The organism is Bowmanella pacifica (assembly GCF_014645355.1).
GTDB lineage: Bacteria > Pseudomonadota > Gammaproteobacteria > Enterobacterales > Alteromonadaceae > Bowmanella > Bowmanella pacifica.
In genome coordinates this window covers 447,490-473,263 of record NZ_BMLS01000002.1, presented here as the reverse complement: position 1 = coordinate 473,263, position 25,774 = coordinate 447,490, and the positions used below count along the sequence as shown (strand labels likewise).

The window sequence follows — 25,774 nt, the reverse complement described above, 5'->3', positions numbered from 1 at the left end:
TTTCCCCTGCATAGACCGCGGCCAGACTCCTGCCATATGAGCATACAATCTACTTACAAATCATACTGGCTTGCTTCGAAGCTTGGCGGTAATCTTTGGGTAAATTCAAAGAGGGAACTGAAAATGTATAAACGATGGATTGGTTTGCTGGCCTTGCTTGGGCTTAGCCTGCCGGTGGCTGCGGATATGTCGGTTAGAGGCAAGGAACAACTGGATCACTATCTGGCCCAACTGGGCCAGCACAATAAAATGATGCTCAGTGTCGCGCTAAGTGAAAATGGCCGGCCGATTTATGCCAATCAGCAGGGCTATGCTGAGGTTGAAAGCCAGCAGGCGCTAAATGCCGATACCCAACTGCGCATCGGTTCAATCAGCAAAACTTTTACTGCGGTACTGGTGATGCAATTGGTTGAGCAGGGAAAATTGCAATTAGATTGGCCCCTTAGCCGCTATTTCACCGAGTTTCCCAACAGTGACAAAATCACGGTTGAGCATTTGCTGGCCCACCGCTCAGGGCTGTTCAATTTCACCAATGCCCAGGATTATGGCCTGTATATGCAAAGCCCACAGAGCCAGAAGCAGATGCTGGATAGAATGTTGGCCTTACCTCCTGACTTCGCCCCCGATGAAAAACAGGCGTATTCCAATACCAATTACTATCTGCTCAGCCTGATTATTGAGAAGGTCAGTGGTACAACTTATGCCGACCTGCTCGATACCCAGATTATTCAGCCACTGGGATTAAAACGCACCGGCTACGGCGGCAAGATTACCCCAGAGCTTAATCAGGCCTTGTCTTATCAATGGCAGGGCCAGTGGCAGCGTGCCAGTGAGAGTGACATGAGCGTACCCTTTGGCGCGGGGGCGCTGGTATCTACACCAACTGAGTTGAATCAATTCTTTGCCGCCCTGTTTAACGGCAAACTGCTGTCGGCCGACTCGCTTAAACAGATGCGTGCATTGCAACCAGGCTATGGTTTTGCTTTATTCCCTATGCCATTTCATCAATATCAGCTACTTGGTCACAAGGGTAGCATCGACGGTTTTGTTTCCATTTCTGCTTATTTGCCGGAAAAGGGGCTGGCCATCACTGCGCTGTCCAACGGCGTGAATTATGCATTTAACGACATGTTGATCGCGATGCTGAGTGCCTATTTTGATATGCCGGTGCGCCCGCCTGAATTCGTTAAGGCCATAGACGCTAAAGACATGGATTTGCAGCGCTTTGTGGGTGACTACGGCTCTAGTCAACTGCCGCTGGATATCAAGGTCTTTATCGATGGCGAAGCGCTCTTTGCCCAGGCCACTGGGCAGGGGGCGTTTCCATTAACCGCTATCAGTGGTCGAGAGTTCGTGTTTGAACAGGCCGGTATTCGTTTGGCATTTGTATTAGAGCATGACAAACCTGCCTCTGGCTTTGTGCTGAATCAAGGTGGTGGTGCCTATCAATATCAGCGCCAAACCAAATAACGCTAATTATTGACCTATCAGGCCGTTTATTTAAAAAGACGGCCTTCGCTCAACTACATCTGAATATGGGCATGATTCTCCACCACTAAAGCATCATGTCGCCAAAGCTCTTCATCAAACTCGATGATTTCACCTTCAGCGTTGCGCAAGGTGCGTTGTACTTTGAGTCCCAACGCCCCGTCATTAACACCCAGATGGGCGGCAGCCGGAGTAAACAGGCAGCAGGACTCTATGCTGATTTGGGTGCTTAGGGCGTGGTGGTGGTAGTGGTTTTTCAGCATAGCGTTGATAGACAGACTCAGATCCTGTTTTTCCAGGCCGGGAAAATGCCGCTGATTAAAGTAGATCTGTTCCATTAATACCGGTCGTCCATCAACCGCCCGTAAACGGGTGAGGGCTGTGACTGTGCTTCTGCCATCCAGCTCCATCAACTGACTCAGCTTAGCGCCGGCTTTTATTTTTTGCACTGACAGGAGGCGAGTGGTGGGGGTAAAACCTTGTGCCACCGCATAGTCTAAAAAGGATACATGACGCGTCGGTTCATAGCGTAACTTGCGTGGACAAACATACCAGCCTGAGCGGTTCTTGCGGTAAATCAGCCCCATGTTTTCCAGTTGTGATAGCGCCTGACGCAGGGTGGAGCGGGATACCTGAAATTGCTCGCAGAGATCCCGTTCAGCGGCCAGCGGCTGGTTTTCCGCTAGTTTGCCATGTTGGATCTGCTCGCTGATGGCTTCTCTTACTGCAGCATAAGCAAAGCTGTTATTGTCAGACATTGTCACTCGCTTTTTAACAAGGTGTTATGCAGGCTTAAAAATCTTTGATAGCACGCTATCCCTTTTGTAACAAGATAATCAGCCCTTCGTTTGGTACGTACCAAATTAATTTTTCTTTCATAAAACTGTCATTCATCGCACGTACTGTGGCGGGGTTTTGGAACGTACCAATTTGCGTTTGAAACCTAAAAGACGGTTTGGTTCCGCTCATTATTGACAGAACCGGTCGCAAGGTGGAGACGCAGCGCTGACGAACAGAAAAGGTAAGTGCGCAGGGAAGTCAGGCAGTCGGACGTATTGGTGAATTGAAATCTATTAGATCGCTAGGAACCTAGTTATGCAGAATTTACAGCAGTCTCAAAAGGGCAAAGCCGGTTTGAACAAATCCTTTATGCGCTCATTGCTTTGTTTGTCAGTGGCGGCCGCCTGTTCCCAGGCCAACGCCCAACAGTCTGAGGGCTTTCAGTCCGTAGAAGAGGGCATGGAAGTGGTGGAAGTGCGCGGTATCCGCGCCAGTATGGCAGAAAGCCTGGCGGTAAAACGCATGTCTAATGCCGTGGTGGAGGCCATTACCGCCGAAGACATTGGTAAGTTCCCGGATAAAAACATTGCGGATTCTTTGCAGCGGGTTCCCGGCATTATTATTCAGCGTGACGGCGGCGAAGGCGCTACCGTTAGTATTCGTGGTTTAAACTCCGACCTGACCCTGACTCAGTTAAACGGCAACTTCATTGCCTCATCGCCGGGCAAGCCGTCGCGCTCATTTGATTACAAGCTGCTGCCGTCGTCGATGATTGGCAGAGTGGAAGTGTTTAAAACCCCGGAAGCCCGTCTGGATGAAGGTGGTGTTGGTGGCAGCGTGATTCTGCATTCCCGTAAGCCGCTGGAGATGGATGCCAACTCAGGCATTATTAATATAGAAAGTACTTATGCCGATGTGACCGAAGATCACGAGCCGCAGTTTGCCGGGTTGTACTCGTGGAAAAATGAGGATGAAACTTTCGGGATCCTGGCCGGCTACACCAAGCAGGACAGAACTAACCGTACCCTCAGCGGCGACATGTATTACTCCATGTATACGGCTGATCCTGAAGACAGAGCCAATGGCACTGCGCAGGCCCTGGATGCCAATGGTAACCCGGTGGATGATGCTTATTACTGGAATACCGTTACCGACGCCAGTGGCAAACAATACGAAGGTTACTGGTTGCCCCGTGGTCTGCGTACCGGGGTGGTAAAAGAAGATCGTGAGCGCGAAGGTATTCAGATCAGCAGCCAATGGCGTCCTACCGATCGCATTGAGCTGGGTGTGAACTACTTTGGTTTTACCCTGGGTCAGAACCGCACTATGTCCTACGTGGATATGCCTGAATGGCACTACCGTCCTGACCGTTTGGTAGGTATGACAGTGGATGAAACCGACTCCATTATTACCGGTGCTGATTTCTCTGCTACCGCCAGCGGCAACGAAGTAGCGCTGGAATTCCCCTGGTACCGCGGTGGTTATCAGCGTATTGAGAATAGCTCTGATACGGTGGATCTGAACTTTAACTATCTGGGCGATAGTTTCTCGGCTAAGTTCGTTGTGGGTAACACCAAGGCAGAAGGTGGCCCAACCGAAGACTGGAAAGTCGCTTACAAGAGCCATCGCTCTGAAGCCAGGCTGGATGCTAACGGCAACGTGATGACCGATGCCAACGGTAATACTCTGTACAACCATAATAATGCCTCGCAAACCGCCGGATGGTCACTGACAAATGACACCATCAGCATGTATCTGGATCCGGATACGCTGACTAACATCCAAAACGGTCTGGGTGGTACGCCGGATCGCGGCTCTATCTCATCGGGCTGGGAGCAAAGCGAGCTGGAAGAAACTTACGCACAGCTGGATTTGGATTTTGATGTTGATTGGGGACCGGTAAACCGCCTGCGCACGGGTCTTAAGTATCGTAATACCGAACTGGAGCGCTTTACCGGTGATACCTTGTGGTGGACGCCCGGCCTAAGCCCCGATGAGGTGGCGAATCTGGAAGAGGGTGATACCTACGACAACGACACTAATGGTCCTGGCGTACCAGCCTTTAAAGACGTGATTAACGACAACCCGGAAGACAACATCATCGGTGGTTTTAATATCAACCTGATGCCTACCATCAACTGGGATAAGTACCGTGAGATTGTCAGAAGCAATTACCAGGATTACTACTGGGAAAAGCAAATCTATGACTACAGCATAGAAGAAGACATCACCGCTGCTTATGTGCAGGCCGACTTCGACCACAACAGCCTGCGTGGTAATCTTGGCTTACGTTATGTGCGTACCGAGCGTGCTACGTTATCTAATGAAATCAATGAGTACTTCCTTGATTACTATGACGATGTCACTGGCGAAGAGTTGCCTGAAGATGTGCGTCAGTACGAAGTTATCAACCCGGTCACGGTAGAAAAAACCGAGACCCACCTGCTACCTAGCCTGAACCTGGTGTGGGACGCCAGCGATAACCTGGTGGTTCGTGCAGCGGCGGCTAAAACTATTGCCCGCCCGGACTATTTTGAACTGGGCCGTGAAGAAGCGCTTGCCTATACCAGTGAAAAATGGGCGGAAGACCGCGGTGAGTTTGGTGACACAGAAGGCTTTGAAGGCCGTGGTGGTAACAAGAACCTGGACTCTTTTGAGTCAGTGCAATTCGATCTGTCGGTTGAATACTACTACGGTGAAGGTTCTGCGCTGGGTATGGCGTTGTTCCACAAAGACATCGATAACTTTATCGTGCCCATGCAGATCAGCTACAGCCGCTATTTTGATGGCGAGCCTGGGGTAGTTGAAGCCGGTGACATCACCATCAGCCCTTACAATACCTGGGCTAACGGCTCCAATGCCAAGTCTAAAGGGGTGGAAGTGTTCTTCCAGCACAACTTCGACAGCGGCTTTGGTGTGTACGGTAACTACACCTATAACGACACCAACCAGGCTGATGTGAGCTTTAACGGTCAGAAGATTGGTGAGTCTGTGCTGGTGGGCAGTGCCGAGTACCAGTACAACTTGTCGGCCTTCTATGAAAACGACAGCTTCAGCGTGCGCGCTTCCTATAACAAGCGCGGTGATGTAGTGCTGGGTAAGGTTAATGGCCTGGATGAAATTCAGGATGCTTACGACCAGGTGGATTTGAATGCCTCGTACAGCATTAATGAAGCCCTGAGCCTGCAAGCCTCGGTCATCAACCTCACCGAGTCTGAGTCTAAGAGCTATCTGGGTGATGACAGCAAGGCACGTTTATACAACGCCAGCTATGCCGGTCGTCGCTTCTACGTTGGTTTGAATTACAACTTCTAAGCCTTAGTTGATAGACAGCCTCCGCTTGTTTAAGCGGGGGCTGTTTTTGTTTATTTCCCTGCCTTTACAGGATGCAACATGACACTGATTCATTCCCGTCGGCTACTGGCGCTGGTCTGGCTTTTCAGCCTGAGCTGGCTAAGTGGCTGTCAGTCTGGCCCTGCCGATGCCGCCAAGGCGAATACAAACAGCAGTAAACCGCCTTTTACCCTGGCGGTTATTCCCGATACTCAAAAATACAGCCGTTATTCACCCGAGCGTTTCAGCGCTCAAACCCGCTGGATTGCAGACAATTATGCTAAACAGAATATCCGCTTCAGCATGCATCTGGGTGATGTGGTTGACCTGCCCCATCATGATAGTGAATGGCAGGCGGCCCGCCAGGCACTGGCTATTTTGGAGCAAAACCCGGCTACCCCCTACTCAGTGCTGGCTGGTAATCATGATCTGATGGCGTACGTGCAAGGCGGCATTAACGACAACCAGGATATGATGCGAAACGGAGCGCAGGAGCCCTTTATTCAGTACTTCTCGCCCCAGCGTTTGGCGAAGAAGGATGCAACCCTGGCAGGCTATGACACAACAGGTTTTAACCGTTACCACCTGTTTGAGGCCAATAATCAGCACTTCATGGTGATGGCGCTGGACTGGCGGGTGTCTGAGCAAACGCTGGCATGGGCGCAACAGGCCCTGGACGCGCACCCGGATGTGCCGGTGATTCTAACTACCCATCAGCTGCTGAATGTGGATGCCGACGGGCAGGCGTTTTTTACCGGTCATGGCGCTTACCTGTGGGACAAACTGATTAAAGATAACGATCAAATTTTTATGACCTTTAACGGTCATCACCACGGTGAAGCGGTAAAACGCGCTAAAAATGCTTATGGCCGAGAGGTGGTGATGTTGCTGGTGGATTACCAGTCCAATTTCTGGGGCGGTAACGGCATGCTGCAACTGGTGGAGTTTGACTTTGCCGGTCAGGCGCTGAATTTTCGCTCCTTCTCGCCCTGGGTGGCGGCCATTCCTGTTGCCGAGCGTCAGGCTCACGACGAGCTGAGCCGCTGGGAATTTAGCATTGCCATGGATCTTAAAGCGCGTCTGAGTGATTTTAACCAGTCTACCCTGGGGCGTTACCCCGGCAATATTGACGGTACGCTGGGCTATTGGATCTTTGACAATGAGCATCAGTTAACCGCCGCCAACGGCGATATGCTGTTTGCTGACTTGTCCGGCCGTGGTCAGCATATGGCATTGGCGTCGCTGAATACCGCCAAGTCGCAACAGTCTGATTGGATTGAACAAAGCGGCGAGAGGCCGCCTTTTGGTCATGCTGTTGGAGCACTGCGTTTTAAAGGCGACGGTGAGAAAGGGCAGGACAAAGGCGTATTTCTCAAGGCCGAATCCGCATTGGATGACGCCTCAAGTACGTTGTCGGAATTTACCTTGGAGGCGGTTGTCCGTTTTCCGCCCCAATGGCACGCAGATAAACATAGCTGGTCTGGGATCTTTGCCCAGCAGGCCAGTCATCAGCAGGTATGTGAATTTCACCAGTTGGCCTGCAAAGGCAGCGACTCAGCCATGGTACTGGCGGCATCGAGCCTGATGGAGCTGCAATGGGTGTCACTGTCGTCTAATCAGGCATCGCGTTCCAACTGGTCCTGGTCGCTGAATAAACAGCAGTGGTATCATGTGGCCGTGGTAAACGACGGTAAACACAACACCTTATATGTAAATGGAGCCAGGGTGATGCGCACCGCCGAGATTGAACAGCCAGGCGCTTTGTTAATGCCGGGTAAGGATTGGCTGGTGGGTATTAGCAGCAGTAAAGGGGAATATGCAAATCCGTTTTACGGCGATATTGCTGAAATCCGCCTGACCGGCCGCGCCCTTAAACCGGCACAGTGGTTAATGGCAAACTAAGGTGAAAGGGCGGGCAGAGGTGACACTCAAGCCCGCCACAATAAGCTGTTACTGATGCTTTAAACGGTACATCAGCAGAGCGGCGCGCTTGGCCTGTTTGGGCAACGAGTCTAATTGGCCGGTTTCATCCACTGTATGGCCGGCAGTGCCGCTCATCCCCAGGCCATCAATGGCCATATCCACAAAGGCGGCGGTAAAGGATACATCCGCTGCACCGGCATTTAGCGGGTTTACCGCCTCCACTTTACCCTGGCCTAAATCTTCGCTGGCCTGACTGTATAAACCGAGCAAGGTGCGGTTACCGTCACTGGGCCCCATAGGCGGGTAGCCATCGCCAAATTCAATGCTACCGCTGGTTTGCGGCAGGCTTCTGGCCACAATGGCGCACATTTTTTGCTGTACCCGTTGTAGTTGCTCCAATGACACGGCCCGGATATCGCCGGTCACAATGGCGCTCTCTGCCACCACATTGTTTTTGCCAAAGGTGCTGCCGCTGTTGCTGACGGGGTCATGTTTAACTGTGGTACCGCCCATAATGCGGCCAGGGTTAAAGGTCAGCAGATCTTCGCTGCGCAGTTCTTCATAAAAACTGTTCAGAATACGGGCCGCTTCATAAATGGCCCCGGCGCCCACTCTGTCCTGAAAGATTTGTGAGGAATGGGAGGGGACGCCTTTGACCTTCAGGCTCCAATCTACCGAGCCGCGTCTGGAAACGTTGGCGGTTTTGGGATTACCGTCGCCGTTTTCAAACCCCAGCGAAATATCGGCCCATTCGGCCGCATCGACCAGCGCCTTTTTGGATAAAGACAGCGGTCTGCCGCTTAGCTCTTCATCGCCGGTCATGATCACCATCACATTCATATCAGCCAGCTCACCGGCTTTATGTAATGCCTTAAGGGCTTGCAAAATAATGATATTGCCGCCTTTCATATCGGCGATGCCGGGGCCCTTGGCGGTATGTTCGTCGATACGCTCAAAGCGCTGAAACGGGCTGTCGGGTTCAAATACCGTATCCAGGTGGCCAATTAACAATAGCTTAGGCCCTTTGCCCCCATGAATTTCTGCAATCAGATGCCCGGCGCGGTTAAAGGCTTCACCACTGTCAAAACGGGCTTGCATACCCAGTTTTTCAAACTCCGGGATCAGCACGTCGGCCACCTGTTTAACCCCGGCAAAGTTCATAGTGCCGCTGTTAATATTGACCACCTGTTCCAGCAAGGCCAGTGCCTGGGGATTGCTTTGGTCAATATGGCTAACCAGCTTACTTTCGCTGGCGGTTAAGTCTGCCTGCGCGGTTTGGCTTAACAGCGCACTCAGGGCGAAGGCAATAAGGGTGGTTGGTTTCATCATCGGTCACTTGTAGCAAATGGGTAAGGCTACTATGGCAAATTCCTAAGGCCGGGGCGAGTGCGAGTAATGGCTGATCGCGGCTAAAGCGATAAATTCTGGGATACAGCTCAGCGAATACAGCTGGTAGGGAATAAATCTTTAAAAGCGTATCCCGGCCAGCAGGCTTTTAACGTTATAATCGCGCTTTTGTAATTGACGGGGATAGATAATGAAAGTCTGTGGTATTGAATTAAAAAGCAACGAGGCGAATTTGTGTCTGTTGTCCTTAACCAACGGGCTGTTTCATATTCCCGATTGCCGGGCTCGTCGTCTGACCTTAAGTGACAACAGTGCCGAAGGTCTGCGCCAGTTCCAGAGTACCCTGGCCAAGCTGTTAGAGGATTACAAAATAGATAAAGTGATTATTCGTCAGCGCCCAATGAAAGGGAAATTTGCGGGCGGTGCTATCGGTTTTAAACTGGAAGCCGCCATTGAGCTGATTGAAGGCGTTGAGACTATTGTGTACGGCAGCACCGATATGAAAGAGTCACTCAAGCACAATCCCGTTTCGGTGGAGTTTGCCGAAACCGGTCTTAAGCAGTTCCAGGAGAGCGCTTTTACGACGGCCTATGCCTGGTTAATGCAAAACGCCTGATTTATCCCAATGCGGTTGCTAATCAGCTAGCCTGTCGGCAGCCGCATGATTTTTTTCTGACGTTCGGAAAGTTCTCACCTTCGCACGCGGTCTATGCACCCTGACAGAATCACACTGGAGGATGCGATGACTCTGAAAAAAGGCTTTTTACTGCCTGGTTCCTTACTACTGCTCAGTTTTTCCGGGCTTGCGACTGCCCAAGTGCAGGCGCTGGACTTTATTCAATTGTTTGAAAAGATGGCGGGCAAACATCCTGGCCTGCGTAAGACACACGCTCGCGGCGTTTGTGCAGCCGGTGTTTTTGAACCTGCAGCCACCGGTCCCTTTGCTTCCGCCCCATTGCTGAGTCAGGGAAGTCTGCCACTTAGCGTGCGTTTCTCGGTGGGGGGCGGTAACCCGGCGGCCGATGAACGTGCCCCTGGTACCCGCGGCATGGGCATACAGATAAGTCTGCCAGATGGCAGCAAGCATAATTTTACCGGCAACAACTTTCCGGTTTTCGCCGGCAAAGATCCGCACACTTTTTATGGCTTTTTATCCACCCTGCTACCCGATGAACAAGGCCTGCGCGATCCCAAACGAATGGCCGATTATGTCGCTGCGCATCCCAGTGTTCAGGAACATTATGCCTGGCTGAAAAGTGCCAAAACGCCGGCCTCATATGCCAACACCGAATTTTTTGGTTTGCATACGTTCTTTTTTCAGCCTAAGGATGAATCTCAGATCAAGTTTCGCTGGCAGTTGATACCCGAGGCGGGTGTTAAAACTCTGGAAGCTGAAGAGGCTAAGGCGAAGTCTGCGGATTTTTTAGCAGAGACGCTGGCTGAGCAAATTGCCACAGGGGAGGTGAGTTATCGTTTGATGGCCAGCCTGGGCGAGCCGGGCGACAGTGATATTGACCCGTCCAGCCGGTGGCCCGCTGACAGGCAGCAGGTGTTGCTTGGCAAGGTGCGTTTAAGCCGTGCCGGGGGCGAGAGCTGTACGGCGATTAATTTTGATCCCAATCAGTTGTCCCGCGGTTTTGTCTCAAGTAACGACCCGGTACTGAGAATGCGCTCACCGGCCTATGCTATCTCTTTTGGCAAACGCTTGAGCGGCCAGTAACAGGGATAAAAAAAGGGAGCCTAAGCTCCCTTTTGGGTTATTTAACGCCCATTTCCTTTAGCAGATTATCGGCGCCATCCAGTTCCATTTGCCACAGCATAAAGCGGTGGTCTACCTGGATAGAACGGGTGTTGGCCGGGTTGAAATCCCAGTCAGAAATGATTGAATCCAAGGTGCCGTCAAAGGCCAGACCTACCAGCTCAGCTTTGCTGTTTAATACCGCAGAGCCAGAGTTACCGCCAGTAATATCCAAAGTGGCCAGGAAGTTCACCGGTACAGAATTAAGGCTTTCAACCTTGTAGTCACCGTATTGCTTAGCTTTGATGGCATCCAGCTGTTTCTGTGGGGCATTGAACTCGCCTTCACCGGTAGCTTTCTGGGTGATACCACGCAAGGTGGTGAATGGTGCCCAGGCATTGCCGTCTTCGGTACCGTGACCGCGACCTTTGACGTTACCGAATGTCACCCGCAGGGTGCTGTTGGCATCCGGATATACGGCCTTGCCTTGGTCGTGCATAAAGGCGATTTTGGCGCGCATATAGCTGGCATAAGCTTGCTGAATTTTACCGGCCAGTTCTTCTTCATTGGCTTCGCGTTTCAGGTCACCTTTGTACAAGGCTACTGCGGCTTTAACAAAGAAATCGTCTGATTTGGCAAACTGCTCTGGTGTGCTCTCCAGCAATGCCTGACGACTTTCCAGTGAGGTCAGTTGGGTATTGCTGTACCAGCTGTCAATCAGGGCGACCAGTTCGGCATCGCTCATCTTGTTTTTAATGCCCATGACTTTATCAAACGCGGCATTACGCTGCTTTTTCGGCAGGGCAGCGTATTTCTTCAGATCGTGTAGATCCAGGGCCTTTTCTACACCAACATCAAAGCTGCGTTCCATGGCGGCAACGAAGGATTTGAATCTGGGCAGGTCACGTTCTTGGAAACCAGCTTTACGTTCTGCATTCGGCTTAGTGCTTTCCTGCGCCAGACGGTACAGACCACGTGCCGTACCAAGCAGGCGAGGGGCTGCGGCATCCAGTAGATGATCGGTGCGGTCCTGACTATGACGCTCACCTAAAAGCTTCTCGATAGCGACCAGATCTTTAGCGTAGGCCTTTTTGTTCTCGCGGCTGCTGTTAACCCAGGCGGTCAACTCTGCGTGCTCGGCTTTTTTGCGTTCCAGAAAATCGCTGTCGGCGAAGCTGTCCAGCATGCCCTGACGGTTTTTCATATAGTTGTTCAAACCGGCAACGCGGCTGGCATACTTCAGCTCTGCGTCCTTGTTGTCGGCGGTTTCACGAGCAATGATATCCAGTGCATCGCGGTAGTCCTGCACAACGTTGGGGTAGCTCCACTCGAAAGTTTCAGCCACTTCGCTGGGCAGACGATGACGGTTGGTACGGCCGGGATAACCCAGAGCCATCACGAAATCACCCTCTTTCACGCCTTCTTTGGCAATGGTTAAATGGAAGTCTGGGGTGTAAGGCACATTGTCTTTACTGAAATCGGCAGACTTACCTTCCGGACTTACATAAGCGCGATAGAAGCTGTAATCACCAGTGTGGCGCGGCCACATCCAGTTGTCGGTGTCACCACCAAATTTACCTACACCGGACGGCGGTGCATGTACCAAACGTACATCTTTGATCTCAAGCTGCTTGATCATGTAGTACTCAAGACTGCCGTAGAAAGCAGCCACAGTACAACGGTGACCTTCGTCTTTCTCACACTCGGCAACCAGCGCCTTTTGGTTAGCTTCAATGGCATCGACACGCTTTTTACCGCTCAGCTTGGCGGTCTTGGCATCGATGACCTTATCCGTGACTTCTTGCACCGCTTTGGTGACAAAAATGCGGCTACCTGGGCGGGCTGGCAATTCTGCATCCAGGGTATCGGCTAAAAAGCCATTGGTCAGAATGTCATTCTCCGGCGTGGAGTTGTGGGCAATGCTGCCGTACACACAGTGGTGGTTGGTGGCAACCAGTCCCTGAGGAGAAACAAAAGACGCGGAACAGCCGCCCAGGCTGACGATGGCGCCCATAGGGAACTCGGTCAGTTTGGTCAAAGTGGCAGGGTCAAGGGCCAGGCCGGCGGCTTTCAGTTGCGGCGCAATCTCAGGCAACTGTTTTGGCATCCACATGCCTTCATTGGCAAATACGGTGCTGCTGGCGAACGCCAGTGCAAGTAAGGACATTCTCATGAGGTTATTTTCTCGTTGTTATAAAAGACGAAGAGCGGCAATGGTGTTTGCCACTGCGTCCCTTGTCAATACTGGGGGCGGGGAAGTGCAGCAGGAATGCGCTAACAGGTGGAAAGCGAGGATGACAGGAGGGGAATCTCGCTTGGTATTGCTAGGTCAGGTGACAAGAGGATTGCTTTAAAATAGACGGCCTGCGACCGGGTCATTACACTGAGAGTTATGAACTATCTTGCGCATTTATTTCTGGCTAAGCCAACTGCCGACTCGCATATGGGCAATCTGCTCGGGGATTTTTGTCGGGGGGTGGATACATCGCAATTCTCATTGCCCATACTGGCTGGCCTGGATAATCACAGAAGGGTGGACCGTTTTACCGACACGCATCCAGATGTCAGGGCTGCCAAAACCTTGTTTAGTGCCAAGCGCCGCCGCTTTGCCGGTATTGCCCTGGATGTGCTGTTTGACCATTTTTTGATTCGCCACTGGCACAAATACAGTGATGTGGGCTTTGCGCCGTTTTGTGAGCTGGCCTACCATCGCCTGGACAAGCGTATGGCGGTTATGCCACTGAGAATGCAAAGGGTGGTGGGCAGTATGATCAACCAACAATGGCTGGCCAGCTATGCCCAGCTTGATGGAGTAGGCTTTGCCCTTGACCGCATCGCCGGACGCATCCGTTTTAGCCATGAATTTGCTGGCAGCGTGGAAGAGATTGAGCGTCATTACCAGGAATTTGAAGCCTGTTTTGTCCGGTTTTTTCCTGAATTGTTAAACCATATTCAGCAGCAAAGCCCAGAGCGGGGCATTATTGGCTAAAGGTGATTTCCTGCAACAGTTGGTAGTTGGCGTCCTTATCCTGCTTATCTTGCTGAAAAAGCTGCACTTTTATACTGCTTATATTGCCTGACTGAAAGGCTTTATCCACTTCGCTGTTAAAGCCTCTTAATGGATGATGATCACTTTCCGAGGTCAGGAGATAAGCTTTACCTTTGTCCCGAATGAAGTACTGCATAATGTCTTTGGTTCGCTTGCGTTCAATTTTATGACCGCTGTTTGTTTCAATCTCATAGGTAAAACCATAGGTATATCTCGGGGTGACATGTCCCCGTGCGGATGAGAGCTCTTGTTCGGTGAGTGCCCGGTTGAAATGCATGATAAGGCGATGACTTTCTCTTGGCGCGGCCTGTGAATCGGTATGAATTGTTACGTCTACTATCTGTAAAGGCTGTTCTCGGGGGCCATGGTCTGTATTACAGGCGGCGAGAAAGACAACTACGATACTGCTTAAGACTCTTTTCACTATGGATAACTTCATTTTTCTCATTTTTGCTTTATTTCGGATGAAACAACTAACTATTTGTTTGTATTATGTATTTCTAGTAAAACTTGTCACGTACAAATTGTCTCTATACGTCAATTAATGGCATAGGACGCCAGGGTTTAGGGCGACTTTCTTTGTTCAAGGTAAAACTGTCCATAGAATTCGGATTTCAGGTAAGTTAGTTCTTTTAACCAACGATGGGTATTGAAGATAAATGAATTTCATTGAGTCACAATCGGATATGCGTCGTGCTTATTTGGGCGGTGCAACAGGCGCGCTGGCTTCAGGCATAATTTGGTGTTTGGCAGGCGCTGTCGGCCTTTATGCTTCGTCAGTGGCAAGTATGATGACGTTATTTATTGGTGGTATGTTCATCTTTCCATTAGCTATCGTCTTTTCTAAATTACTTGGCTCAACGGGCAAGCATTCATCTGACAACATGTTGGGTAAGTTGGCCATTGAGGGCTTAGGTATACTCTTTGGTGGTCTTTTTATTGCCTTTGTTATAGCTCAGCTAAACAGTGCTCTATTTTATCCCGTGATGTTGATCATTATTGGTGCCAGGTATTTAACTTTTCAGACGCTGTACGGTTTAAACGTTTACTGGGCACTGGGGGGAATGCTAATGCTTTCTGGGTTTATTCTAACTCTACTCGCCGTGCCCTTTATTGTTGGGGCCTTTGCTGGTGGCGCTATTGAGGTTATCTTCGCTTTGATTCTTTATCAGCAGAATAGAAAGATGATGTCTGGCGTACATGCCTGCCTGTGAAGTGGACGCAGAGCCGATGCGCTGTGTTATTGGTCTAACTCGCCTGCAAAACTTATGTATTGGCGACTAAAGGCATCGTTGAAAAAGGTATGCCGTTATAGAATTTATTTCACTCATGACACCCGGTGTGGTACTTAGCGCAGTATTAGGCGAGTGGTAAAGCTTGCCTGTCTCAACAGAATCAAGCCCGAGCCGGAAATTCATAATGAACAAAACCACCGCGAAACTGGAAAAAAATCTCATCAATGCCCTGACACTGGCGTGCGAGGAGTTTAAACGCTGGGATATCGGCTTTGATTGGTTAACCCATACGGTCAGTCATAATCGCTTTCCCGACAGCCTGGTGGTGAGCTGTGTATTTGTGACCCAAACCCAGATGCAACAAGTGTTAAGCGATAGTCTGGATGTCAGAATGCGTAAGGAAATTCAGACCCGCTTGCTCAAAGCCGGTATTCGTCCCAAAGATATCCGCCGCAATGTGCGGATGGATAATGAAGAAGCTTGTATGGCGCAAGACGGTGGAAACTGGGAAGCCAGGTTGGAACGTTTTCGTGGTTGACATCGTCATTCTGAGGCCTATTATTAGCGCCTCAGGTGACAGAGACGCCTGTCCGCAGAAGATGAATTCACTCTGATAATCCCTATTTGACGGTTCAATTTGAACTAAGTTGGCTTTGCGGAATGCCAGTAAACTTAGGAGAATTGAATTGTGACTAGCAATAGTGATGTCGCTGCGACATCCACTTCTTCACTACTTTCGTCCCCAGCCGTGCTATCTGTGTTTCTTAAACTCAGTGTGCCCATGGCCGTGGGTATGCTGTTAAATGGTGTACATACCTTAGTCGACGCCATGTTTATAGCGCGTTTTGTCGGCTCTGACGCCTTTGCTGCGGTATCGGCTGTGTTCCCTTTGCAAATTGCCCTGGTGTCTCTGGCGGCGTTATTCAGTAATGGTGCATCCGTATTGTTAAGCCGCAGCCTTGGGGCTGGGCGCTTACAGGATTGCCACCGTATCATCGGCACGGCGAACAGTTTGGCGCTCGGTTTTGCCCTGTTGGTGGCCATACTAACCCTGTTTGCCGGGCCTTGGCTGCTCGGCGAAATGGGGCTGAGCGATAAGCTCTACCATCATGCCTGGCTGTATCTGATGATCAGCGGCATTGGGACTATTGCGCTGTTTAGTTTGTCCTTGGTGGCGGATATTCATCGTGGTGTGGGGCACAGCAATGTGTTGTTTCTCACCATACTGTTGGGGGCGGTAAGCAATATTGCCCTGGATGCTGTGTTTATCATTGCGCTGAACTGGGGCGTGGCAGGTGCCGCTTTTGCTACTTTGCTCTCGCAGTGTCTGGCCTGGCTTTATGCGTTAAGGGCCTTGGGACGTATGCCTTCGCTGCGCACGGCATTAAGGCCGGCGTGGCAAAGCCCATGGGCCAAGCAAATTGTACTGCAGGGGTTACCGGTAACGCTGATGTATCTAGGCGGCGCTTTGGTAATGTTGACCTGCACTATCCAAATAGCCAGGCTGGCGAATATGCAGGGGGAGAGCCTGCTCGCGGCTTACGGTATTTTGGGTAGGATCAGTATCTTTATCACCTTGCCAATGATAGCCATGACCCACAGTTGTCAAACCATGACCGCCTACCATGCTGGTGCGGGAAACCTTGAACTGGCAGGCCGGAGCGTTAAGTTGGCGCTGTTATCCATATCCGGGTACCTCAGCTTGATGGCCTTATTACTGGGGCTGACAATGCCGGCGATTGCTGGGATGTTCAGCCATGACGTAATGCAAATCAACATGGCGAGCGACATTGCTCAGGTACTGTATATGGCCTTACCTATTGCAGGAATTAGTGCTGTAGCCATCGCGACTATGCAGGCCTTGGGTAAACCGGGTTTGGCGTTGTTTGTCTCCATGGCGAAAACCTACCTGTTTATGATCCCGCTGCTGGTGGTACTGGCTTGGTGGGCCGGGCTAGATGTGATGTGGTACGCCTTTCCTGGCGCAGAACTGATGTCAGTGGTGTTAGTAACCTGTCTGGTTGTGCTTAACCGACAGAGTCTATGGCCAACAGTAACGAAGGAGGTGGCTTATGCAGCTGGCCGTTAATGAGCTAAAAGTGCGCTCGAAAAAGTTGCTTAAAGAAATACGTGAAGGACAAATGCCAAGCTGGTTAAGTCAGTCACCCCACGTACAAAATGAAGACTGGCAACTGAAACATTGCCAAACGCTGTTGGCCCGTCGTTTGGGATTTAAGGACTGGCACCACGCTAAGCAGGTATTAAGTGGCTCATTGCCGTTAGAACAAGGAGCCGACTTTGGTACTTTCTGGTACGAAAATGCCTGTGGTAGCTTAGTTAACCTCTGGTTTGCGCACTATGCCCAAGCCAGGGAGATGCTGTCCGACCCTCGTTATTGTCTTTATCCGTACAAACATCAGTTTGTGGTGGCCGAGCCTGTGTATGCAGATATTCTGGGGTTGCCTGCCCCAGATACCTTTGACTGGCAGAGATTGTCGCGAAACCTGCTTGAAGGTTACCCAAGTGAAGCTTGGGATAAGCTGGCCCTGGTGCGTTTGGAATACAAACTGGGGCGGATAACGGGGTGTTGATCTGAAAAGAGCCGCATTAGCGGCTCTTTTTTCTAAGCAGATTGCCGGGCCGCCATTATTCGCTCTATTTGTTCGTCCACGGGACGGATTTCAAATGGCCCGATACCAACACCAGGGTGGGCTTTGATTAATTCAATGGCCTGCTGCATATCTCGCGCTTCCAGGACCAGTATGCCGCCCAGTATTTCTTTGGTTTCAGTAAAGGGGCCATCTGTGATGTTGATTTTCCCCTTTTGGCTGCGCAACGTCACTGCTTGCTTGGCTCCGGCTAAGGCTTCCCCACCAATAAAGTGGCCCTCGCGGCGCAGCAGATCATCATAGGCAAAGCATTTTTCCATCAGTGCCGCGGCTTGTGTATCGCTCATCTCCTGCCACATGGACTCATCCAGATAGCCCAAACAAATAAACTTCATTTTTGTCTCCTTTTTGGTTTGTTTCGGCTTATGGTCGAATGAGCATGCCGGGTGTCGACATTTTTCGTGTATCGGATAAAAAGGTTTTGTTGGACTTAATCACCGCCCAGCAGTTTTCTCAGCTTTTCCTCGGCAAGTTCGGCAGGACTTTTGCTTGGGGCGGACTTTGGAGCTGGTGTTGTTGGTTCTTGGATGTCGCCAAAAAGTGCCGCGAGTTTGGCTTTGGCGCTGGCATTTTTATCCTGGTAACCACCTTGATAGGCCTTGTAAGAAAGGTGAAAGTAATCACAAAAATTGGCTTTTTCTTTGTCGCTGGGCGGTTGTGAGCGCTGTTCGTTGCAATGGCGACCATCGAAATGCTGGCATTGTTTACAAACATGCAGATCTGCGCCACAGGCGTCGCATTCTTCGCGCCGTGACAGGGGTAAAAGCAGCGTTTTTTGTACTTGCCCGCATTGCCAGCACGCTAGTTGCTCAGCCATAGACTGCCCCTCTTGTTTAGCTTACACCTAGCATAGCCTGAATTGGCGGCTCGGCAAAGCCAGGAGAAACTAAGACGGCAATTACAGCGCAGCACCAGCATGGCCAATGCTAGCCGAAGAAAAGGCTATACCTGAACGATATGTAGATTCCGTTCACGCAGGGCTTGCAGTACCGCCGGGTCGGCACTTTGGTCGGTGATTAAGATATCCAGTTCACGGACATTGGCCACCTGATGGTTGGCGATAAGGCCAAGGCGGTCCGGGCCGCCCATGACGACGGTTTTGTCGGATTGCTCCACGGAAATACGCATCACCTCCGCTTCTTCCATATATTTAGCGGTAAATCCCCGCTCCGGGTGCAGGGCGCAGGCACCGGTAAAATAGATGTCAAAACGCATTTTTCGCAGCATATTGCAGGTTACTGCACCCACACTGCGCAGTGCCGGTTTAAAGAAGCTGCCACCCACCACGATGACATCGGCTTTGTCATGGTGCATCAGTTCACAAGCAATCAGAGGGCAGGCGGTGACAACCGTCAGGCGCATATCCCGTGGCAGGGCCTTGGCCAGGTACAAGCAGGTTTCACCTGAGTCCAGTAAGATGGTTTGGCCGGTCTGTAGATAACTCAAGGCGGCATTGGCACGTTTTTGCTTGTCTGGATGCTTTAGTTCCAGGCGGTCTGCGTAATCAGGCACATCCAATTGCAGCGGTAACGCGCCACCATGCACACGACGTAACAGTTGCATCTCGCCCAAACGATTCAGATCCCGGCGCACCGTGTCTTCGGAAACACCCAATTGCTGGGCCAAGTCGGCCGCATAAACGCGACCTTTGTCATTGAGCTCTTTAAGGATCAGAGATTGGCGCTCTGCCAGCAGCATGAGTTTTCCTGTTTTTGCATGTTATTGCCGATTTTACTTGATAGTCCTGCATGAGCAAGGGTATATTTTGCTTGTTGTTGCATGTTTTTGCGTGAGCCTGGCGAAAATCAGGCGTATTGACGCATATTCACAGTAAGGAGTTTTGATGGTTTCTTCTGACTTTGATCTTGAACGTTACGAGGCGGTGATCTTCGACATGGACGGGACACTGCTGGACTCAGCCGAAGCGATTCGCGAGGTGTGTACTCGCTGGTGCGCTATTCATCAACTGGATGTTGAGCAGGTGCTGGCACTGTGTCATGGCTCAAGGATCCGCGACTTTTTGCCTGAACTGGCTCCCCATCTCGATGCTGACTTGGAAGAGGCCTGGCTCAATGCCGAGGAGGCCAAGGAAGCGACGGGTATCGTATCCATTGAAGGGGCGTTTAGGATGCTTAATACACTGGGCCAGCGGGGGAAAAACTGGGGTATTGCCACATCTAGCGCCGGGCCAGTTGCCAGAATGCGTCTTCAAACCGTGGGCTTCCCCATTCCTGACGTATTAATTACGGCGGAGTATGTTAAACAGGGTAAGCCGAATCCTGAGCATTTCCAGATTGCAGCGCGTCACCTTAACGCAGATCCTGCCCGCTGCCTGGCTTTTGAAGACTCTCCTAATGGTGTAGCCGCCGCCCTGGCTGCAGGGTGCGAGGTGATCGTGGTGGGCGAGGCGGCACAGCATTTACATACCGGGCATCAGCGCATCGTCGGTCGTGTGGTGGACTATCAGCCGCTGCTAACCCTGTTAGGCTAAGCTGGAGAAGCAAGTATGGAGACCATTTCGCCTGTTGTTCGGCAAGAAAAATATTGGGATATGGCCGGTATCTTGATTGGTTTGATGGGCTGCCTGGCGCAACTTACCCAAGTGATCAGTGAGTGGCAGCGCAGTGATCCAGGCAATATGTCACTGGCCTTTGTTATCGGTTACTGGCTGGTTTTCGCGTTTTGGCTGGCCTATGGCCTGTTTTTTAAACGTCCAGCCATCATAGTGACCAACAGTATTGCCTTGTTGCTGCAAAGCGCGCTGTTAATTGCACAGTTTTAGCAACCTACCGGCTAGGTGCGGTAGCCCTCTCTGGCACCTAGTCCGGTAATTCCCCCGCTCATTCTTTTTTGGGGCTGCTGTTTCAGTAAAGGGCTTGAAACCGGTATGTCGCAACTTTCCCCTTGGTTGTATTCGGAATGTGCTATGGCTTGGTGCGATAGAAGCAAATTACTCCTTATCATACCGGCGACTTGCAGCTTACCAACAAAGAGTTGCAACCCGGCGCGCAGAGCCGCTTGCTATTGCCGCTGTTACAGCCGGGTAATTTGGGTTATCTCGATAGCGCTTTTAACGCACGACGAATCTGCTTTTGGCTGGCTTTATCTTTGGTGATCGCAAGCGCATCCTCATAACTCTGCCGGGCAAGAAGCGGCTGGGCCATGGCTTCTGCCAGTTCACCCTGTAACAGAAGACTTTGCACATAATCTTCGTCATAAACCTTATCTTCCTCTAACAAACGGCTGATGGCTGCCATGCCCTGGGTTTTCTCGCCATAGCCCTGCAAGCTTAGATGGGCGCTCCATTGACAGGCATCCCGCCATTTAGGCAACAAAGTCACATCGTGCGGCGTTAGCATACAGCTTTGGTAAAAACTCTGCTGTGCAGGCGCTTTTTGATCATAGGTAAGCTGCAACTGGGCCGCACGCTCCATCAATCGCAGGTTATCAGCAAATTCAGTTTTGACTTGAGTGATCAGTTGCTCGCCGGTACGGCTGTCCTGGGTGTTTTGGGCAAAATCCATGGCGGCAACCAGATGATATTGCTGATCAAGGGCGGCCAGTTGGACAACCAATTGCTGGGCGGCCTCTTTATCCCACCCCCATAAATTCTCCCAGGCCAAGGCTTTGGCCGCTTCGAACATGTACTTTGGTGTGTTGGGCGCCAGCTCATTGGCGCGCAGCATATGCTGCACATGTAAGTCGATATAGCCCAGCTTATTGATAAAACTGCTGTTTTCCTTTACTTCATACCACAGCCTGCCAGCCTGGTAGTGGGCTTCGGCATTGTCTTGATAGCGTTCGGTCAGTGCATGTAGCAGGTCTTTCTGATTGTCGGCCTGGCGGGCAACGGCCAGGGCAACCTGCCATATATCCTGCTGCAGTGGTGACAGCCCCGGTGCTTGCAGCTGGTGCGCCAGTGTCTGGTAATCGCGCTGGTAATAGGCCGTTTTAACCTCAGTGAGTAGGTCTGTGTCGACCACGTCTGCCATGCTGACCTGGCTGCCAAGACAGCTTAGGACTAATAGGGTGGATATCTGATGTTTACTCATGGCGCTGTGTCTCCAACTATAGGGTTAAGTTCATCCAGCCACTGAGTAACAGCCACCGGCTGGGTAAATAGCCTCTCAATCAACTCGCGCTGTTCTGGCGCTTCACGCAGTAAGGCCTGAACAAAGTCCAGCGAACTGGCTGGCCCGGCCGGGTAGCCGTGCTCACGACCTAAGGTTTTTAGTGCTTTGAGGATTGGCGCATCGCCCACTTCCTGGCGCAGCCTGGCAAAGACCAAGGTAGCGCGGGAATATTGGTCATAGTTCTGCTCGGCGCTGATAAGGCTGACCGGCGCTTCCCGGCGGCGGCTGTCGGCGGCCAGAAAACGTTCCCGCTCGTAGGCAACCAATGCCTGCATGGCTGCCGGACTTTGATGTTGTTCCAGCATCACCAGCTCCACATATTTAGCCAATGACTCCACCATAAAGGCGCTGTCTTGTTCGATGCCATTGCCTAACCAGTGACCAAACCATTGATGGGCGGTTTCATGTACCGTTCGGCGGTAAGCCTGACTGAAATCCTGCGAGTCGGTTTGCAGGGCGCGAAATCCTACCCGGCTGCCAATTAGCATTAACTGTGGCAGGGCATAGCCGGTGGGGCCTATATCTGGCTTTTCCACTAAAGTCAGTGTGCCGCCGTTATAAGGGGCAATATGCTCAGATAAAAAGGCAACTGTGCCGGTCATGGCATCCAAGGTCAGTGGAACATTGGCCTGATGCTGGGGTAAATGGGCAACCTGCAGTAAGGTGCTGCCAACCTGACGGCTGGAAAGCATTAACGGCGCCGCGATAAATCCCTGCACATTGCGCACTGGACTTAGGGTTTTAAACAACTGGTATTGTCTGCCATCCAGCTGCCAGCTTTTGACCAGCTCACCCTGGGTAAAACCTTGATAGCCCAGTGGTGTGGAGAGGCGGGTTTCCATCTGGCTCCATTGATAGCGGTCGAGCTGTTTGTCTCTGCCGCGAAGCCTGGCTTCGATACTTTGCTTTTGTGGTGTCGGCAAGCCCTGCTGACGGCGCAGATCTTGGTTACTGATCTGCCGAATGCTTTGGTAGCCGATGGAGGGGAAGTGAGGAATAGCACGTAAGTAATTGAAGCCCTTAGTCAGGATTTTATTAGGTGAAATACTGCTATAGCCGTTTTGCGCCAACTGCAGGGTAAAGTGCAAGGTTAAACTTTGCCCCGGTTGCAGCGCCTCGCTGAGTGTATAGATACGCTGTCCTTGTCTGGCATCATAGTCCACAGCGAGTTCGACTTCGGCTGGCTGTGTCGGATTATCTCTTTGCATCAGGCTGATATGGCTAAGGGGGCTTCGCCAGTCTTCCCCGACCAGGATTTGATCAATGGCCTGCTGGTGGTGATTGTGCAGGGTATATTGTCCGTTAATCCGCACTTCACGCTCGTGTGGATAAAAGTCCACTTGGGTGGTGACCTTGCTTATCTGTGGCATGGGCATAGCGGCCAAATGCTGATACTGGCGTTCATAGTCAGCCAGCAAGGCCGTGCGCTGTTTGGGTGTTAGGGTGAGGCCGTTTAGCTGAAGGCCGCTCTGGATAGTTAAAAACTGATGAACCAGCAGGGCGAGCAGCAGGGGCGCACTGAGTAAAGCTGCTTTGTTGAACTGAAAACGCGGCTGGTTGCGCCCTGCGACCTGACTTGCCAGCAGCAAAAGTACGCTACTGACCAGTAACCAAAAGCAGATATATGCCCAAAATCCTTGAATGCTTGCCTGATAACCCAGGTAGGTATCGGCAGGTTGTAAGGGAGTGGCAAAAGGTCTGAATAGCGGATGATGCAGCCCCATTAATCCTGCCATGGGGGTAAAGTGCAGCAGCACCAACAGTAACGACAGCAGTAACGCCAGCCAGCGTTTGCTTGTGCTAGCGTGAATGGCGAGGAAAACCATGCCGGTAGCCGCGAGTGGTAAACCGGCGTAGCAGATCATCTGCAGATAGTCAGTCCACTGCACTGGGCTTTGCTTTAGCCACTGACTGAGTGCGGCGGCTAGCATGGTCAGTAGTAAAAACACCAGTAACAGGGCGCATAAGCTTATCACCCTGGCGGCGAGCCTGATGCTTGGCGCAATAGGCAGCGCATCGACAATGCCGTCAATGCGGTATTGTCTGTTGTGTTGATGCAAGGCGTCACTGAAATACAGCATCAGCGCACTACCAAATAGGGGCAGCATGTCCCACATAACCCGGTTGATGGCATCCAAGCTCAGCCCCTGTAACATGGCGCGTTGCTCGGCATAATCCAAAGAGGGGTAAACCTCACCGACGACAATCAAGCACCAGATCAGGCCAGCTAGCCAGATCACTGGTTTGCTGAGAACCTGCTGGATACCCAGCCGGGTGAGGGCAAAGAGTTGTGTGGCTGGCTTCGGCGCGACAGCAAAGAAATGCAGCAAAGGCGTTTGTGCATGGCTTGATTTCGCTGTACCTGAAACGTTTTTGTTCGGCACCAAAGCGGGTTTGTTGTTGCCAAGAGGCCGGAAGGCCAGGCGAATGGCCAGGCCAGCTATTGCACAGGCAAGCATAAGGATAAGCAGCCGATTGGTGATAACGATAGATGCATTTGGTTGTCTTTCCAGCAGCGCGGTCATGCCAAACCAATCAAAATAGGACATGGCGCTGTACAGCCAAGGGATGGGTAGCGTTGACGCGGCCATTAAGGGCGAAGCGCTGGCAACCGCCAGCAGGCTATACAGCACGAACCAAAGCAGCGCCGCAAGATAGACAAGTAACGTTGAGGTACTCAAGTTACGCAGCAACCAGAATACCGCCACAAACAATAAGACTGCAGGCATTCCCACAACCAACTGCCAGGTTTGCAAGCTAACTGCGATACCGAGCTGGCTGCCGATATCTGGTATGGTCTCGGCCTGGGTATTGAGGCCAATCTGTACGCCCAGGGTGGCCAATACACCCAATATCAGTAGCTGCAGTATCAGGCCTCTGACCTGAACAGCCTGTTGTTTAACCAGTGACAAGGACGTGGTGGCTACCAGTTCTGTCATATTGTGGTTTGTGGCCCGATAAAGGGAAAACACAGCAAGTAGCCCGCAGGTCCAGGGCAGCGCCATCATACTTAGTACGCCAATAAGATTGAGCTGGTGAGCGTGGCTAAATAGGTCTGCTTGCTGGCTATAAATGCTGCGCCCAACAAAGATACCCAGTAACGGAGCCAGGAGCATTAAGATACGCAGTAGTGGCTGGCGCAGGCAAAGGCTGAGTTCGTTCGCCAGCATTATGCCGCCTCCAAAGTCAGACCATGCAGATGCATGAAGTAGCAGTCCTGCAAACTGGCTGTCACTGGCTCAAACTGCTCTGCCGGACAATGGTGACACAGCACTCTGGCCACCGGATGCCCTAAATGCAGGCTTTGGCTGAGCATATGACTGTTGCCTGGAGGATGGCGGGGCTCATGCAGGGGACCCTGCCAGATCTTGCCCTGCAAGGGGGCAAACAGGCTGTGGGTCGCACCGCAGGTGACGATAGTGCCGTTAAGTAAAATAGCGGTGTGGCTGCATAGGTGCTCAATGTCTTCCACTATATGGGTGGATAGCAGTACCAGCCGGGACTGGGCAATGTCATGCAATAGTTGGTGCAGACGCAGGCGTTCAGCAGGATCCAGACCTGAGGTGGGTTCATCAAAAATCAGCACTTGTGGGTCACCTAACAGGGCCTGGGCAACGCCAAAACGCTGCAGCATGCCACCGGAAAAGTGGTTGGGTTGTCTGTGCGCGTGTTCGGTAAGATTGGTCAGCGCCAAAACCTGCTCAATTTGCTGGCGGCGGGTATGTTTGTTTGTAAGTCCTTTCAGTACAGCCAGATGTTCCAACAGTGCCCTGCAGGAAATATGTGGGTACACACCAAAATGCTGCGGCAGATAGCCCAGCTGACTGCGTAGAAAAGCTGGGGATTGCAGGATGTTCCTGCCATTAAATTCAACGCTGCCGCTATCCGGCGTCTGTAAGGTGGCAATAGTACGCATCAGGCTGGATTTTCCGGCACCATTGGGACCAAGCAGGCCCGTCATACCTACGCGCAGTTGAAGTGAAACATCGTTCAGGGCTTGGGTACCGTCAGGGTAAGTTTTGTTGATGTGCGCAAGCGTTAACATTGGTTTGGCTCCCAGGTTTTTACCGGCAGGTTAG

At 51.5% G+C, this 25,774-nt stretch carries 22 protein-coding genes; 12 read left to right on the top strand and 10 right to left on the bottom strand.

The features are described 5' to 3' along the window. The first annotated feature begins 123 nt into the window (after nucleotides 1-123). Entirely contained in the window at nucleotides 124-1,470 is a 1,347-nt protein-coding gene (locus tag IEX02_RS08215; protein ID WP_188693053.1) for a serine hydrolase domain-containing protein, read from the top strand. Nucleotides 1,471-1,523: 53 nt separating this feature from the next. Here the strand turns inward: IEX02_RS08215 and IEX02_RS08210 are convergent, their stop codons facing one another. After that, nucleotides 1,524-2,246, bottom strand: a complete 723-nt coding sequence (locus IEX02_RS08210) for a UTRA domain-containing protein (protein WP_188693050.1) — start codon at nucleotides 2,244-2,246, stop codon at nucleotides 1,524-1,526. A 337-nt stretch (nucleotides 2,247-2,583) separates the two neighbouring features. On the opposite strand from IEX02_RS08210, the gene IEX02_RS08205 reads away from it, so the two are divergent. Then, nucleotides 2,584-5,583 (top strand): TonB-dependent receptor, encoded by a 3,000-nt coding sequence (locus IEX02_RS08205; RefSeq protein ID WP_188693047.1) that lies wholly within the window; start codon nucleotides 2,584-2,586, stop codon nucleotides 5,581-5,583. 78 nt (nucleotides 5,584-5,661) lie between these two features. Next, on the top strand, nucleotides 5,662-7,503 hold the full coding sequence (locus IEX02_RS08200) for a LamG-like jellyroll fold domain-containing protein (protein WP_188693044.1): 1,842 nt from the start codon (nucleotides 5,662-5,664) through the stop codon (nucleotides 7,501-7,503). Nucleotides 7,504-7,551: 48 nt separating this feature from the next. On the opposite strand, the gene IEX02_RS08195 is transcribed toward IEX02_RS08200, so the two are convergent. Then, on the bottom strand, nucleotides 7,552-8,853 hold the full coding sequence (locus IEX02_RS08195) for a M20/M25/M40 family metallo-hydrolase (RefSeq protein ID WP_229702152.1): 1,302 nt from the start codon (nucleotides 8,851-8,853) through the stop codon (nucleotides 7,552-7,554). Between the two features lie 208 nt (nucleotides 8,854-9,061). Here IEX02_RS08195 and IEX02_RS08190 point away from each other — a divergent pair, with 208 nt between their 5' ends. After that, a complete protein-coding gene (locus tag IEX02_RS08190; RefSeq protein ID WP_188693041.1) occupies nucleotides 9,062-9,487 on the top strand; it encodes a DUF3010 family protein in 426 nt (141 codons plus the stop codon). A gap of 126 nt (nucleotides 9,488-9,613) precedes the next feature. Further along, nucleotides 9,614-10,591 (top strand): catalase family peroxidase, encoded by a 978-nt coding sequence (locus tag IEX02_RS08185; RefSeq protein ID WP_188693038.1) that lies wholly within the window; start codon nucleotides 9,614-9,616, stop codon nucleotides 10,589-10,591. A gap of 37 nt (nucleotides 10,592-10,628) precedes the next feature. On the opposite strand, the gene IEX02_RS08180 is transcribed toward IEX02_RS08185, so the two are convergent. Further along, a complete protein-coding gene (locus IEX02_RS08180; RefSeq protein ID WP_188693036.1) occupies nucleotides 10,629-12,782 on the bottom strand; it encodes a S46 family peptidase in 2,154 nt (717 codons plus the stop codon). 219 nt (nucleotides 12,783-13,001) lie between these two features. On the opposite strand from IEX02_RS08180, the gene IEX02_RS08175 reads away from it, so the two are divergent. After that, nucleotides 13,002-13,598 (top strand): acyl carrier protein phosphodiesterase, encoded by a 597-nt coding sequence (locus IEX02_RS08175; RefSeq protein WP_188693033.1) that lies wholly within the window; start codon nucleotides 13,002-13,004, stop codon nucleotides 13,596-13,598. On the opposite strand, the gene IEX02_RS08170 is transcribed toward IEX02_RS08175, so the two are convergent. Continuing rightward, nucleotides 13,588-14,097, bottom strand: a complete 510-nt coding sequence (locus IEX02_RS08170; RefSeq protein ID WP_188693030.1) for a hypothetical protein — start codon at nucleotides 14,095-14,097, stop codon at nucleotides 13,588-13,590. The genes IEX02_RS08175 and IEX02_RS08170 overlap by 11 nt on opposite strands. Nucleotides 14,098-14,317: 220 nt before the next feature. Between IEX02_RS08170 and IEX02_RS08165 the strand changes: the two genes are divergently transcribed. From IEX02_RS08165 to IEX02_RS08150, 4 genes are all read left to right on the top strand, one after another. After that, a complete protein-coding gene (locus IEX02_RS08165; RefSeq protein ID WP_188693027.1) occupies nucleotides 14,318-14,872 on the top strand; it encodes a DUF7010 family protein in 555 nt (184 codons plus the stop codon). Between the two features lie 205 nt (nucleotides 14,873-15,077). Beyond that, entirely contained in the window at nucleotides 15,078-15,431 is a 354-nt protein-coding gene (locus IEX02_RS08160) for a Fis family transcriptional regulator (protein ID WP_188693024.1), read from the top strand. Nucleotides 15,432-15,581: 150 nt separating this feature from the next. Beyond that, nucleotides 15,582-16,982 carry an MATE family efflux transporter gene (locus tag IEX02_RS08155; RefSeq protein WP_188693022.1) on the top strand — a complete coding sequence of 467 codons (1,401 nt, stop codon included), beginning with the start codon at nucleotides 15,582-15,584 and terminating at the stop codon, nucleotides 16,980-16,982. After that, nucleotides 16,966-17,484 carry a hypothetical protein gene (locus tag IEX02_RS08150; protein WP_188693019.1) on the top strand — a complete coding sequence of 173 codons (519 nt, stop codon included), beginning with the start codon at nucleotides 16,966-16,968 and terminating at the stop codon, nucleotides 17,482-17,484. Before IEX02_RS08155 ends, IEX02_RS08150 begins: the two co-directional genes overlap by 17 nt. Nucleotides 17,485-17,516: 32 nt before the next feature. Here the strand turns inward: IEX02_RS08150 and IEX02_RS08145 are convergent, their stop codons facing one another. From IEX02_RS08145 to IEX02_RS08135, 3 genes are all read right to left on the bottom strand, one after another. Next, nucleotides 17,517-17,897, bottom strand: a complete 381-nt coding sequence (locus IEX02_RS08145; protein ID WP_188693016.1) for a YciI family protein — start codon at nucleotides 17,895-17,897, stop codon at nucleotides 17,517-17,519. A gap of 95 nt (nucleotides 17,898-17,992) precedes the next feature. Next, nucleotides 17,993-18,379, bottom strand: a complete 387-nt coding sequence (locus IEX02_RS08140) for a hypothetical protein (RefSeq protein WP_188693013.1) — start codon at nucleotides 18,377-18,379, stop codon at nucleotides 17,993-17,995. 125 nt (nucleotides 18,380-18,504) lie between these two features. Further along, nucleotides 18,505-19,260 carry a DeoR/GlpR family DNA-binding transcription regulator gene (locus IEX02_RS08135; RefSeq protein WP_188693010.1) on the bottom strand — a complete coding sequence of 252 codons (756 nt, stop codon included), beginning with the start codon at nucleotides 19,258-19,260 and terminating at the stop codon, nucleotides 18,505-18,507. A 145-nt stretch (nucleotides 19,261-19,405) separates the two neighbouring features. On the opposite strand from IEX02_RS08135, the gene IEX02_RS08130 reads away from it, so the two are divergent. Both IEX02_RS08130 and IEX02_RS08125 read left to right on the top strand, forming a co-directional pair. Next, the gene (locus IEX02_RS08130; protein WP_188693008.1) at nucleotides 19,406-20,053 is read left to right on the top strand and encodes an HAD family hydrolase; all 648 of its coding nucleotides are present in this window, start codon (nucleotides 19,406-19,408) and stop codon (nucleotides 20,051-20,053) included. Between the two features lie 15 nt (nucleotides 20,054-20,068). Further along, nucleotides 20,069-20,344 carry a PQ-loop repeat-containing protein gene (locus IEX02_RS08125; RefSeq protein WP_188693006.1) on the top strand — a complete coding sequence of 92 codons (276 nt, stop codon included), beginning with the start codon at nucleotides 20,069-20,071 and terminating at the stop codon, nucleotides 20,342-20,344. Between the two features lie 271 nt (nucleotides 20,345-20,615). Here IEX02_RS08125 and IEX02_RS08120 read toward each other — a convergent pair whose 3' ends face one another. From IEX02_RS08120 to IEX02_RS08110, 3 genes are read right to left on the bottom strand one after another with little or no spacing between them, the layout of a single operon-like run. Then, complete coding sequence (locus IEX02_RS08120) at nucleotides 20,616-21,614, bottom strand: hypothetical protein (protein WP_188693003.1); 999 nt, start codon at nucleotides 21,612-21,614, stop codon at nucleotides 20,616-20,618. Beyond that, a complete protein-coding gene (locus tag IEX02_RS08115) occupies nucleotides 21,611-24,865 on the bottom strand; it encodes a M1 family aminopeptidase (RefSeq protein ID WP_188693000.1) in 3,255 nt (1,084 codons plus the stop codon). Before IEX02_RS08115 ends, IEX02_RS08120 begins: the two co-directional genes overlap by 4 nt. Further along, nucleotides 24,865-25,740, bottom strand: coding sequence for an ABC transporter ATP-binding protein (locus IEX02_RS08110; RefSeq protein ID WP_188692997.1), 876 nt, complete (start codon nucleotides 25,738-25,740; stop codon nucleotides 24,865-24,867). The genes IEX02_RS08115 and IEX02_RS08110 overlap by 1 nt, the downstream gene beginning before the upstream one ends. Nucleotides 25,741-25,774 lie beyond the last annotated feature (34 nt).